General features: G+C 72.0%; 9 protein-coding genes. All 9 read right to left on the bottom strand.

All coding sequences use genetic code 11. The features are described from left to right. Nucleotides 1–97: 97 nt before the first annotated feature. The 9 genes from ACFQ58_RS13310 to ACFQ58_RS13270 all read right to left on the bottom strand — a co-directional run bounded on the left by ACFQ58_RS13310 (nt 98) and on the right by ACFQ58_RS13270 (nt 12,827). Entirely contained in the window at nt 98–883 is a 786-nt protein-coding gene (locus tag ACFQ58_RS13310; RefSeq protein ID WP_376951623.1) for an ABC transporter permease, read from the bottom strand. A gap of 113 nt (nt 884–996) precedes the next feature. After that, on the bottom strand, nt 997–1,908 hold the full coding sequence (locus ACFQ58_RS13305; protein ID WP_376951611.1) for an ABC transporter permease: 912 nt from the start codon (nt 1,906–1,908) through the stop codon (nt 997–999). Between the two features lie 2 nt (nt 1,909–1,910). Further along, nucleotides 1,911–3,110: an ABC transporter ATP-binding protein gene (locus ACFQ58_RS13300; RefSeq protein ID WP_376951610.1), complete on the bottom strand. Its 1,200-nt coding sequence runs from the start codon at nt 3,108–3,110 to the stop codon at nt 1,911–1,913. Further along, nucleotides 3,110–4,324, bottom strand: a complete 1,215-nt coding sequence (locus ACFQ58_RS13295; RefSeq protein WP_376951609.1) for a PotD/PotF family extracellular solute-binding protein — start codon at nt 4,322–4,324, stop codon at nt 3,110–3,112. The genes ACFQ58_RS13300 and ACFQ58_RS13295 overlap by 1 nt, the downstream gene beginning before the upstream one ends. A 159-nt stretch (nt 4,325–4,483) precedes the next feature. After that, nucleotides 4,484–7,426, bottom strand: a complete 2,943-nt coding sequence (locus ACFQ58_RS13290; RefSeq protein ID WP_376951608.1) for an FtsK/SpoIIIE domain-containing protein — start codon at nt 7,424–7,426, stop codon at nt 4,484–4,486. 103 nt (nt 7,427–7,529) lie between these two features. Then, nucleotides 7,530–8,156, bottom strand: coding sequence for a zinc-ribbon domain-containing protein (locus tag ACFQ58_RS13285; RefSeq protein WP_376951607.1), 627 nt, complete (start codon nt 8,154–8,156; stop codon nt 7,530–7,532). Next, on the bottom strand, nt 8,153–10,480 hold the full coding sequence (locus ACFQ58_RS13280; protein ID WP_376951606.1) for a transglutaminase family protein: 2,328 nt from the start codon (nt 10,478–10,480) through the stop codon (nt 8,153–8,155). The genes ACFQ58_RS13285 and ACFQ58_RS13280 overlap by 4 nt, the downstream gene beginning before the upstream one ends. Then, a complete protein-coding gene (locus tag ACFQ58_RS13275) occupies nt 10,477–11,859 on the bottom strand; it encodes a DUF58 domain-containing protein (protein WP_376951604.1) in 1,383 nt (460 codons plus the stop codon). The genes ACFQ58_RS13280 and ACFQ58_RS13275 overlap by 4 nt, the downstream gene beginning before the upstream one ends. Next, nucleotides 11,856–12,827: an AAA family ATPase gene (locus ACFQ58_RS13270; RefSeq protein WP_376951602.1), complete on the bottom strand. Its 972-nt coding sequence runs from the start codon at nt 12,825–12,827 to the stop codon at nt 11,856–11,858. Before ACFQ58_RS13270 ends, ACFQ58_RS13275 begins: the two co-directional genes overlap by 4 nt. Nucleotides 12,828–12,838 lie beyond the last annotated feature (11 nt).

Here is a 12,838-nt window from a genome sequence, read left to right as displayed (position 1 = left end):
CCCGCGGCGGCCGCCCCCCGCGCGCGGTTCTGGCGTGTGGCGGCCGGGGTTGGCCGGGGGCCCGGGGGGCGCCCGCCGCCACCCGCCGTCGCTCGGGTCAGCCCGCCCCGGCGGCCAGCCGTTTCGCGCGGGCGGCCCGCGACACCTGGGCGACCACGACGATCACGAGCGCCACGATGAACACCGCGGACGCGATCACGTTCGCCTCGGCCGGGATGCCGCGCGACGCCGAGATGTAGATGTACTTCGGGAACGTCGACACCGAGCCGGAGTTGAAGTTCGTGATGATGAAGTCGTCGAAGCTCAGGGCGAAGGCGAGCAGCGCCGCCGCCATGATGCCGGGCAGCAGCAGGGGGAACGTGATCCGCCAGAAGACCTCGCGCGGCGCGCCGTAGAGGTCGCGACCCGCCTCCTCGAGCGCCGGATCGAGGCTTGCGACGCGCGCCTTCACGGTCACGACGACGAAGCTGATGCAGAACATCGTGTGCGCCAGGATGATCGTCAGCATGTCCTTCGGGACGCCGACGGCGAGGAACTGCGCAGCCAGCCCCGCACCGAGCACGACCTCTGGCGTGGCCATCGGCAGGAACAGGAGCAGGCTGGTCGCCGAGCGGGCACGGAACCGGTAGCGGACCAGGGCGATCGCGATCATCGTCCCGAGCGTCGTCGCGACGACCGTTGCGACCAGGCCGATCACGATGCTGTTGCCGAACGCCTCGCACACCGCGCCGCCCTCGACGTTGCACACGTTCAGCCACTTGTCGAGGGTGAACCCGCGCCAGGCGATGTTCGACTTGATCGAGTCGTTGAACGAGAACACGAACGTGTAGACGATCGGGATCAACAGGAAGATGAATGCGAGGACGACGTAGACCGGCAGCAGCCAGTCGCCGAGCCCGAGCCGACGCCCGCGCGGGCGCTGCCGCCGGCGGCGGTCCTCGACTTCCTCGCTCTCGCTGAGCCCGCCGAGCACCGCGGCGGCCTGCACCTCACCGCTCACAGCAGGTCCTCCGTTCCGGATCGCTTCACGTAGACGCCGACGAGCACGAGGATCGCGGCCATGAGGATGATCGAGAGCGCCGCGGCCGCCGGGTAGTTCAGCAGCACGAGGAAGTTCGCCTCGATGACGTTGCCCATCATCTGCCTATCGGGTCCTCCGAGGAAGTCGCGACTCGCGTTGACGTAGTCGCCCGCCGCCGGGATGAAGGTGAGCAGCGTTCCCGCGACGATGCCGGGCATCGACAGCGGCACGGTGACCTTGCGGAAGACCGTGAACGCATTCGCGTAGAGGTCGCTGCCGGCCTCGAGGTACCGCGTGTCGAGGCGCTCGAGCGTCGTGTAGAGCGGGAGGGTCATGAACGGGATGAAGTTGTACGTCAGGCCGAAGATTACCGCGAACGGCGTGCCCGCGAAGTACGCGTCGGGCCCGAGGAGTCCGATCGCCTTGAGCGAGGTGATGATGAGCGATTCGTCCGACAGGATCTGCTTCCAAGCGAGGGTGCGCAGCAGGAAGCTGATGAAGAACGGGGCGATCACCAGCACGAGCAGCAGGCTCTGCAGCAGCGGCCAGCGGCGGGCCTTCACGCCGATGAAGTAGGCCAGCGGGTAGCTGAACAGCAGCGCGAACACGGTCGCGGCGAGCGCGTAGCCGAACGAGCGCACGATGTGCGGCCAGTACTGCTGGACGACCGTGACGTAGTTCTGCCAGTTGAAGGCGTAGTCGTACACGCCGATGTCGCCGAACTCGTTCGGCGCCTGCAACGACGTGAGGATCAGCGAGATCAGCGGCGTCAGGAAGAACAGGACGAGGTAGAGGATGCCGGGCAGGAGCAGGAAGAGCGCGATCGGGCTCCGCCGCTTCGGTGCCTGCGGTTGCGCCTCCGTCGTCGCGAATGCTGCGAAGGCCATGCTCAGTTGCCCTCGAGCTCCGAGATCAGCGCCTCGCGACGCTGCACCGCGATCGACTGCGTGTCGGCGTCGGCCGGGAAGCGGCTCGCCTCGTCTGGCTCGTCCGCGAGCCCGAAGCCGTGCTCGACGTCCCAGCTGACCCACACCTCGGCGCCCTCGGTCGCGACGGGGCCGAAGCCCATGTTCTGCGAGAAGACCGAGATGGTGCCGACGCCCGGGATGGCCACGATGTACTCGGTGCTCACGCCCGCGAACGACGCGTCGAGGACCCGGCCCGGTCCGAGGATGTTGCGGCCGGACGTCTCATCGGGCTCCTCGAGGTGCAGTGCGACCTTCTCGGGCCGCACCCCGACCGTGACGAGGCCCTGGTGGCGCTGTGCACGCGAGGTCGGGACGGTGATGCGGTGCCCGCCCGCGTCGACCGTGACCGACGTGCTGGTCGTGCCCGCCACGTCGCCCGTGAAGAGGTTCGACTTGCCGAGGAAGTTGGCGACGAAGGCCGTGCGCGGCAGTTCGTAGAGCTCCTCGGGCGCGCCCATCTGCTCGATCGCGCCCTTGTTCATCACCGCGACGGTGTCGGCCATGGTCATGGCCTCCTCCTGGTCGTGCGTGACGTGGAGGAAGGTCAGGCCGACCTCCTCCTGGATCGTCTTGAGCTCGAGCTGCATCTGGCGACGCAGCTTGAGGTCGAGCGCGCCGAGCGGCTCGTCGAGCAGGAGGAGCGCCGGTCGGTTGACGATCGCTCGTGCGAGCGCCACACGCTGCTGCTGTCCGCCCGAGAGCTGGGCGGGGCGTCGCTGCGCGAGGTGGTCGAGCTCGACGAGCTTCAGTGCCTCGTGGGCCTTGCCTTGCGCATCGTCGATGCGCCGCCGCTTGAGCCCGAAGGAGACGTTGTCGATGATCGACATGTGCGGGAACAGGGCGTAGCTCTGGAAGACCGTGTTGACCGGCCGCTGGTGCGCCTTGGCGTCCGTGACATCCTTGCCGCCGATGAGGATCCGGCCCTTCGTCGGCTCCTCGAGGCCCGCGACCAGTCGGAGCGTGGTCGTCTTGCCGCAGCCCGAAGGTCCGAGCAGGGCGAAGAACGACCCGGCGGGGATCGTGAGGTCGAGTTCCTCGATGGCGGTGAACCCGGGGAAGCGCTTCTGGATGCCGACCAATTCGAGGTCGGCGCCGCGCTCGGCGAATTCGCGGACGGACATCACGAACCCAGCAGGATCTGCTGGAACTGCGCCTGGTACTTCTGCTCCTCGGCGCCGGAGAGGGCGCGGAAGATGTGCGCGGTCGAGAGCGTCTCCTCGTTGGGGAAGATGAGCTGGTTCTCGGCGAGCGCGGGGTCGATCGCCATGGCGGCCTCCTGCGCGCCGACGACCGGCGTGATGTAGTTCACCCACGCGGCGACCTCGGCGGCGACCTCGGGCTCGTAGTAGTAGTTGATGAGCGTCTCGGCGTTGGTCTTGCGCGGCGAGCCGATCGGGATCAGGAAGTTGTCGTTCCAGAGCGTGCCGCCCGCCTCCGGAATGGCGAACTGCCACTTGTCGCCGGCCTCGGCGTTGATGACGGTGATGTCGCCCGACCAGCAGATCGCGGCCAGCGTGTCCTCGCTCTTGAGGTCCTCGAGGTACGAGTTGCCCTTGATGTTGCGGATCTGGCCGTTCGCGACCTGTTCGTCGAGGATCTCGATCGCAGCGTCGTACTCGGCGTCGCCCCACTCGCCGGCGATGTCGACGCCGTTCTGGAGCATGAGGAGCCCCATGGTGTCGCGCATCTCGGAGAGCACGCCGACGCGCCCCTTCAGCTCGGGGTTCCAGAGGTCCTCGACGGACGCGAGGCCGCCGGGCACCTTCTCGACGTTCCAGCAGATACCGGCGAAGCCGCCCTGCCACGGAAGCGAGTGCTCGCGGCCCGGGTCGAAGTCGGGGTTCTCGAGCGCGGGCGCGAGATTGGCGATGTTCGGGATGTTCGCGTGGTCGAGCGCCTGCGTGTAGCCGAGCCGGATCCAGCGCGAGACCATCCAGTCGGTCAGGCACACGGTATCGGCACCGATGTCCTGGCCCAGGGCGAGCTGGTCCTTGACCTTGCCGTAGTAGGTGTTGTTGTCGTCGACGGCCACCTCGTAGTTGACCGCGATGCCGGTCTCCTCCTGGAAGCGGTCGAGCGTGGGGTAGTTGCCCGCGTCGTCCTCGTCGATGTAGGCGGCCCAGTTGGCCCAGTTCAGCGTCTTGTCATCGGCCGACTCGTCGGCGGCCGCGGTCGGCTTCGCCTGGCCGCCGCCGGTGGCACATGCCGCGAGGGCGAGCGCGGACGCGCCGGCTCCGGCGCCGGCGAGGAGACCGCGGCGGGTCAACTGCGACTGCCGGGCCTGCGCGATGAGGGCGCGGATGATGGGGTCCTGGGGAAGGGGTCGGCTGCTCACGAGGGCGCTCCTGTCGATCTGCTGCGCGTGCAGGGGTGCGAAGATGATGACACACTGCGTGGCTGAAATCACGAGATGATGTCCGAATCGTTAATTTCTGCGAACACAACGCACGGAATCAGTGCTGAAGGCGGGGGTGGACGCGCGGAATCCGTCGTGTCACGTGCCCAACCATGCGCGTCTCGCCGGTGCATGCTCCGGCATCGCCATCCAGCACTGCGCCGCGTCGTCGTCGAGGAGGGGCGGGAGCGCGCTCGCGCGGGCCAGGGAGCGGAATTCGGCCTGCCCGCCGTGGACGACGATCGTGGCGCGAGAGCGTGCCGCGTGCGCGAGCGACCAGTTCGCCGCCCAGTCGTCGGTGTCGCCCACGACCAGGAACTGTTCGAGCGAGGCCGATCCCGCGCCCGCGCGCGTGCCGGCAGCCGCGCGAAGGGCCTCCATCGCCTGCCCCGCCGATCCCGTCGTCGACCCCAGGCGGATCACCTCGGCCCCGGGCAGGCGTGCCTGCAGTGCGGCGGCGTCCGCGTCGGGCGTCGCGGAGGCGACCGCGACGATCGGGTGTCCGTCGAGCGTCACCGGTTCCGGCTCCGGAGGCCTCGCCGCCGACCGGACTTCGGAGTGGAGGAACTGCGCCCGGAGGCCACGCCACTGTCCGGAACCGGGCGGGCCATCGTCGCCCCAGTGCGTCCCGGCTCCCCCGGCGTGCAGGAGGTCGGCGCGAGACGCGTGCCGGAGGTACGCGCTCGTGCTGAATCCGTCGCGGATCCCCGCTCCCATCCCGCTCAACCGCACCGCCGACGCCGCGACCGGGACGCGCGCGCCGCGCGCGAGGCGCAGCAGCTCCTCGACCCGCAGCAGGGCCGCGAGACGGTAGTCGTCGGGCCATGAGGCGAACAGCAGGTCGAGGTCGTCGAGGACGACGAGTGCCGGCGGGCGCCCGCCGCCGCTGATCGCACCGAGCCGCTCGAGTCCGTCCCACACCGCGCTTCGCGGACCTCCGAGCCGCACGATCGATCCCGCGCCGTGCCGGGCTTCCGCCTGTGCCGCGACGGCGGCGAGCAGGCCGGATCGGCCCGAGCGCGGCGCCCCGAGCACGGCCAGGGGTCCATCGTGCGCCGGTCGCCACTCCACGGCCGATCGACGCTGTCGGTCGGGCTCGTCCACGACGCCGAGCAGGAACCCTTCGCCGGCCTCCGGCTCCGCCCGAGCCGTTCCCGGCCCGCCGCGTCGCCCGTGTGCGAGGACGGCGTCGATCGTACCGAGCGTCAGCCGGTCCGGCAGCGGATCCAGCCATGGTCGGCGCGGTGGCGCGGCATCCGCATGTCGGATCGCGACCGCCTCGATGGTCGCCTCGTCGGCGATCGCCGACTGGAAGCGGATCGGCCGGCCGTCACCCGCATCGGCGATGGCGAGGCCGGGTCTACCCGGTTCGAGCAGGGCCGCACCGTCCGTCCCGACCACGGCCAGGCTGTCGGCGCGCTGGAGCACCCGCAGCGACACCCGGATGCCGCAGTTCGCCATGACCTGCTCCCGCACGACGCCGTTCGGACGCTGGGCGGCCAGGACCAGGTGCACGCCGAGCGAGCGTCCGCGAGCCGTCAGGTCGGCGATGACGTCGCCGAGCTCGGGGAAGCGCTCGACCATGGCCTGGAACTCGTCGACGACCAGCACGAGGCGGGGCAGGTCGATGCCGTCGGGGAGCGTCGAGAGCTCTCGTGCGCCGGCGGCGCGCAGCACCAGCTCGCGGTGGCGCACCTCTGCGCGCAGGCTCGCGACCGCCCGCGCCGCCTGGGACTCGTCGAGGTCGGTGACGATGCCCGTGACATGCGGCAGCGACGCGACCGGTGCGAACGCGGCACCCCCCTTGAAGTCGACGAGGAGGAACGCGACGCGACGCGGCGGATGGGCGTGCGCGAGCGCCGTGATCCATGCGAGCAGGAACTCGCTCTTGCCGCTGCCGGTCGTGCCTCCGACCAGCGCATGCGGCCCCGACACGAGGTCGAGCTCGACCGGCCCGTCGTCGGCGACGCCCACCACGGCCGGGAGACGCGACCGGTCGCCGGGATCGATTGCCGGCGGCGGCGGAAGCGACGAGAACGGCACGTGACGGGGCAGTTCGCGATCACGCTGCACCAACCCGACGCGGTGCGCCGCATGTGCGAGCCGCGCGGCCCATGCGGACGCCTCGGCGACCGAGAGCAGCTCGGGGGCGACCTCGACGGGATGACGACCCGTCCGGTGCAACACGCCCGATCGCGGGGTCGCGAGATGCAGGACCGAGCGGAGGCCCGGCGGCAGCGCGTCCGGGCCGGGGGCGACCGCTATGAGCAGCGCGCCGCGCGGCCGTGCCCCGGGAGCCTCCGTCGCCTCGACGCTCGCGGCGGGCGACGCGTCGTGAACGACCAGCGTCGGCGTCGACGGCCTCCCCCGGCGGTGCGGGATCACCACCGCCCACTCCCAACCCCGATCGGGAACGTGCACGGCCAGCTCGCCGGGCCCGGCGGCATCGGCGCACTGGACGAGTGCGGCCCGCGCCGCGGCCCGAGCGAGCATCGGGTCACCGACGAAGCCGATACCGTCGCCCACGTCGACGCGGATCGGGGCACCGTCGAGCCGGCCGGCGTCCTCGAGCAGCGCGACTTCCGCGTCGTCGACCGCGACGCCCTCGAGGCGGAGCTCGCTGGCCGCCGGACCGCGGCCGATCACGATCGGCGGCGGCGTGGCGTGACGCCACCCGGGCACGGCGCGCTCGACGGCACCGCGCGCCGGCGGCGAGCGGCGCCAGGCCGCATCGCGCTCGAGTGCGTGGCGGGCCGCGACCTCGACGCGCAGTCGCGCGATCGCCTCGGATCGATCGGCGAGGGACCGCCGCCGCGCTCGCGCACCGTTACGCCTGGCGTCGAGCATCGTGGCCACGGCGACGAGGGGCCCGAGCGCGGCGAAGACGAGTGCGAACGCGGATCCGGTGATCGCCCAGATCGCGATGGCGGCCACGACCGGCGCGACGGAGGCGATCCACGGGAATCCCGCGCGGGCCGGTTCGGCCGCGGCCGGCGGCAGGGCGAGCATCGCCGGGCTGACGGGGCGATCGCGGTCGGGCACGGCTCAAGCGCACCACGTGCTGCGGCACCGCTCGGCGAGCCGCGGCGGATCCGCGTGAGCGGTTCGCGTGCTCGGGGTGTTGAGGACGGGTGGCGGGCGGGCCTCAGGCCACGGTGAAGGCCTGCTCGCCGATCTCGACGCGGCTGCCACGCGGGACGAGCACCCGGCGACCCGGCTCGCACCGCAGGCCGTCCTCGCCCGGACGTCGGACGACGGTCCCGTTCGACGAGAACCGATCGGCGACCCAGAGTCCGCCCTCGTGCTCGCCGAACTCGAGGTGCGTCTTCGAGACCGACAGCCCGCGGTCGACGATCTGGACGAGGTGGGCGAACGCCTCACCCGGCTGCGGCATCGGGCGTCGCCCTATGAGCCCGTCGCCCGAGACGGTGACCACCTCGCCCGTCGTGAAGGTGAGCACGAAGGCCGACGCCCCTCCGGCGACGGACGACGGTTCGAGCGACGGATCATCCTCACGGTGATCCGGCCGGGTCGGCGCCTCGGTCAGCGCCGGCGCCTCGGTCACCGCCGACGCCTCGGCCCGTTCCACGGGCGCGAGGTCCTGCAGCGGCACGCTGATCACGCCGCTCTCCGAGCGATGCAGCACGTACGTATCGCCCGGCCGCGGGTCGACGGGACGGCGCGACTCGGGCGTCGCCGAGGTGGAGCTGCCGCACTCGCCGCAGAACATGGCACCGTCGGGCAGCTGCGCCCCGCAGATCCTGCAGTTCACGACCCGGCTCCCTTCCGCGAGCCAGCGTACCCGCCGAGTGAGCCCAGCGAGATCGCGGCGCGGAGCCGCTCGCGTCGGGACCGCGGCTCGGCGAGCCGGCGCTGGAGTTCGTCGACCGCTGTCCACACCCGATCATCGTCGCCCTCGCCGGGTCCGCCCGGTGCGTACACCGCGCGGTCGACGACGGCGGCGAGGACGAGCGGACCCATCCCGCCCACCGTGGCCGCCTGCTCGGCGCGCGTGGCGGTCGGCCCGATGGGATAGCCGTAGTCCGCCGCGGTGTCGGTGAACTCCTCCCAGCCGCCCTCGATGCGCTCGACGGATGTCGCGGCACGGCGCCGCAACCGCCGGCGGCGGGCCTTCGCCACCACGATCGCGGCGAACGGCGCCGCGAGCAGTGCCATCGCGGCCAGCACGATCCCGGTCACGCGGAGCACGTCGAGCAGGGCCGCGAGCCAGCCGTCCGCGTCGTCGGGATCATCGCGTCCCGGATCCGGCTCGGCCGCCAGGTCGTCGACGGGGGTCGGGTCGTCCGGGGGCGGCAGCGCCGACTGCGGCCGCGAGACGATGGTCGGCTCGTCGGGTTGCCGCTCGGGGATCTCGCGCGGTTCGGGGTTCGGATCGACCTGGATCCATGCGCCGTCGACCGATTGCACCTCGATCCATGCCTGCAGGTCCTCGCTGCGGAAGACGTGCGTCGTCTCGCGCGGATCGGCATCCCGGGGCGGGAGGTAGCCGACCACCACGCGCGCCGGGAAGCCGATGCTCCGCGCCATCAGCGCGGCGGCGACCGCGTACTGCTCCCCGTCGCCGATCATGGGCTTGGCGGTGGCCAGCTCTGCCAGCCGATCGAGCGCGTGTCCGGACCGACTCGGCTCCTCGTCGTCGAGGCCGTGGCTCACGTAGCCCTCGCGGTGGAAGCCCTCGATGACGGCGGCGAGGCGCTCGCCCTGCGAAGCGGACGCCGGCGCCCAGGCGTCGAGCAGGCGCGAGAGCTCGTCGGGCAGCTCGGGCGCCTCGGGCAGCACGGCGCCGCCGGGGCTCAGCCTGCTGAGGTCGTCGCGCGCTGTCGAGGCCATCGAATCCGCCTCGTACTCGTCGCCGGCCTCGAGCCCGCCCGGCACGCCCGCGGTCCCCGTGACGTCGTTGTAGTGGAACTCCTCCCCGAGCGTCGGCGGGGTGAACCGGATCTCCTCGAGTCGGCCGATCCCGGGCACCCACACGTCGTCGTACCCGAGCACCTCCACGCTGATCTGCACGGGATCGCCCGGCGCGTTGGACTGGTCGAGCCGGTAGGGCAGGCGCACGAACTGGCCCGACGCGGACGACCCGCCGCCGACCGCGTAGACGACGCCGTCGTAGGTGTCGAGCGTCGCGATGCGGATGCCGGCGCCGGCGGGCAGCCCGCTCACCTCGAGCATCTCCTCGGATGCCGCATCCGGCGCGAACGCGGCACGGAAGCCGGCGAGCGGGCTCACGTAGGCGTCGGGCTCGAAGGGCGGCTGCAGCTCGGCGCGCACCACGTCGCGCGACCCCGGCGGCACGACGAACGCGGCCGCCGTCGCGCCCACGACGGCCACGGCGGTCAGCACGGCCGCGCTCGCGATGCGGCGCGCATCGATGAGCACCGCGTCCACAGGCCGGTCGAGCATCGCCTTGCGCCGCTCGCCGATCGCGACCCGGACGAGCCATGCCACGGCCGTCAGCAGGAACGCCAGGCCTGCTTCGATCGCGAGGTCGTCGTGCACGACGCCGAGCGCGATGCCGGCGACCAGCACGACCGCGGGGGGGATGGCAGCGGTCGCGGGTCGGTGCGTCCGCAGCGCGATGGTCGTCGCGACCGCCGAGGCGACGAGTCCGAGCAGGAACGGCGGGACCAGCAGCGCCTGGTACTCGCCGACCGGGACGGTGATCGTGACGAGCTGCTTCCACGACAGCGCGGTTGCGGTGACGAGGTCGACGAGTCCCTCGGCGGTCGGAAGGAAGCCGAGGTACGTCTGGGTCGGCACCGCCAGGGGCACGCCCAGCACGAGGAACGAGGCGACGACCCCGCAGGCGACCGCCCACGAGGGCCACACGTAGACCGCACCGATCAGGCCGATCCCGCAGCCCGCCACCACGGACCCGACGGCGGCGACCACGAACCGGGGATGCTCGTAGACCGGCCACCACGGGATCATCGCCGCGAGGACCATCGCGGCGACGAGGAGCACCGACACCGCGACCGAGAGGGCGTTCCGTCCGGCGAGCCCCCGCGGCCCCGCGCGCAGCATCCGGACGGTCCGAGCCGGACCGCCGAAACGCTCGTCGGGAGAACGCGTCATGCGACCGACGCCGTCCTCGCCAGCATCGACCGGAGGTCGTCGAGGTAGCCGATGTCGAAGACGGAGAGCCCGCCGACCACCCGCCCGCTCGCCTCGCCCTCGTCGGAGCACCGGATCACCACGCCCTCGACCCCGAGCGGAAGCCGCGCCGCCGCCGCCCGCAGTTCCGCGAGGCTCCTCGCCGCTCCGGTGACGAGGAAGGCGAGTGACACACCTGTGACGGTCTCGGCCGCCGCGCGGACGGTCTCGGAGAGGCCGCTCGCGCGCGCATCGACCTCCACGACGCACAACGCGTCGAGGAGCCGGTCGCGCGAGGCGGTCGGCAGTTCTCGCATCGCCGCACCGCGTGCGCCGGCGCTCGGGGGCCGGAGCCGGTCCGCCCGATCCGTGCGGTCGCCCGGCCGGGCACGTTCCGGCACCGGTCGAGCGGATGCCGAGGTGACGAAGCTCAGCGTCCGGGCATCCCTGATCGCACGTGCCCCGAGCGATGCCGCGGCGCTCACGGCGAGCTCGAAGTCGTCGGGATCGTCGTACGCCACGGCGGCGAGATCCAGCAGGACCATGAGGCGGCTGCGACGCGTCTCCTCGAACTGACGCACCATGAAGGTGCCCGTCTTCGCGGAGCTGCGCCAGTGGATGAATCGGCGATCGTCACCCGGCTGGTACTCGCGCAGGGCGTGGAAGGCGATGTCGCTGACCGTCAGGTCGCGCGTCGGCGTGCCCTCGAGGTCACGCAGGAACCCGGTGCTGAGCGGCGAGACCGCGATCGTGCGAGGGTGCACGTGCAGCATCCGCACCCCCGACCAGACGATCTCGCGGCGCATGAGGCCGACCGGGTCGGCGCGCACGGTACGGACCGGTCCGACGGGGACGACACCGCGGCGCGTCGTCGGCACCGCGATCCGCTCGTCGAAGGAAGCCCCACGCGGCAGCGGGGGGATCATCCGGGTGAGGATCCGGCCGCCGACGGGCAACTCGAGGCGCGCGGCGCCGAATCGCCGGCGGCCCGGATTGTGCGCCTCGAGGCGCGCCTCGGCCGATTCGCCGACCGCGACCCGGTCGACCGGAAGCGTGAGCTCGATGCTCCCCGCCCCGCGCCCGGCGAGCCAGGCCGATGCGAGCGCGACGAGCAGTCCGAGCCCCCAGCCGATGACGACGAGTTCGCCCCAGCCCCAGCCGTATCCCACGATCAACGCCACGACCGCGCCGAACACGAGGCCCCAGCCGATCGGGGTCACCACGCCCCGGACGGCCGCGGTCCATCGGTCCGCGACGGATGCCGCGGCGCGGGCCGCCACGACGGCGCGCTCGATGACCACCGCGAGCAGGCCCTCCTTCGCGGCCTCCTCGGGGATCGTCGAGCGCGTGTGGAAGCTCACCCGGCCTGCCTCGCGGAGGGCGGCGGCGTCTCGATGAGCACCTGGGCGATGAGGTTGGACGCGGTCACGCCGTCGAACTCCGCCTCGGGGTCGAGGATGAGGCGGTGTGCGAGCACGGGTTCGGCGAGCGCCTTGACGTCGTCGGGCACGACGTAGTGGCGACCGCGGCCGGCCGCGTGGGTCTTCGCGGTGCGCACCAGCGCGAGCGCACCGCGCACGCTCACTCCGAGTCGGACCTCCTTGGCCGTCCGGGTCGCGTCGACCAGCCGCGACACGTAGTCGTGGATGGTCGGGTCGACGTACACGGTGCGCGCGAGCCCGGTCATCTCGACGATCTCGTCGGCATGCAGCCTCGGCTCGATCTGCTGGTCGTGCGCCCGCTGGTCGGTGCCCTCGAGGATCCGGATGGTCGAGGCGTGGTCGGGATAGCCGATCGAGGTGCGCATGAGGAACCGGTCGAGCTGCGCCTCGGGCAGCCGGTAGGTTCCGGCCTGCTCGACCGGGTTCTGGGTGGCGATCACCATGAAGGGGCGCCCGACCCGGTGGGTCTGCCCGTCGACGGTGACCTGTCCCTCTTCCATGACCTCCAGCAGTGCCGACTGCGTCTTCGGGCTCGCCCGGTTGATCTCGTCGGCGAGCACGATGTTCGCGAACACCGGTCCCGGGTGGAACTCGAAGACGCCCGATCGCTGGTCGTACACGGAGACGCCGGTGATGTCGCCGGGCAGCAGGTCGGGGGTGAACTGCACGCGATTGCTGGCGCCGTCGACCGACTGCGCCATCGCACGTGCCAGCGAGGTCTTGCCGGTGCCGGGGACGTCCTCGAGCAGCAGGTGCCCGTCGCTGAGCAGCGCCGTGAACGCGAGTCGGATGACGCGGTTCTTGCCGAGCAGGACCTCCTCGACGGCGCCGACGAGCCGGTCGAGGTTGGCGGCGAACCGCGTCGCTTCCTCCGGAGTCATGGTCATGCGTGCTCCTC

Origin of the sequence: Agromyces sp. NPDC056523 (assembly GCF_042794545.1) — a bacterium.
Lineage (GTDB): Bacteria > Actinomycetota > Actinomycetes > Actinomycetales > Microbacteriaceae > Agromyces.
The sequence above is the reverse complement of the archived record's forward strand: the minus strand, read 5'-3'. Positions and strand labels throughout refer to the sequence as shown.

Excerpts from the sequence above, each read along its gene's own strand:
- ACFQ58_RS13270 (WP_376951602.1), bottom strand. The coding sequence starts at position 12,827 with ATGACCATGACTCCGGAGGAAGCGACGCGGTTCGCCGCCAACCTCGAC.
- ACFQ58_RS13300 (WP_376951610.1), bottom strand. The coding sequence starts at position 3,110 with ATGTCCGTCCGCGAATTCGCCGAGCGCGGCGCCGACCTCGAATTGGTC.
- ACFQ58_RS13305 (WP_376951611.1), bottom strand. The coding sequence starts at position 1,908 with ATGGCCTTCGCAGCATTCGCGACGACGGAGGCGCAACCGCAGGCACCG.
- ACFQ58_RS13280 (WP_376951606.1), bottom strand. The coding sequence starts at position 10,480 with ATGACGCGTTCTCCCGACGAGCGTTTCGGCGGTCCGGCTCGGACCGTC.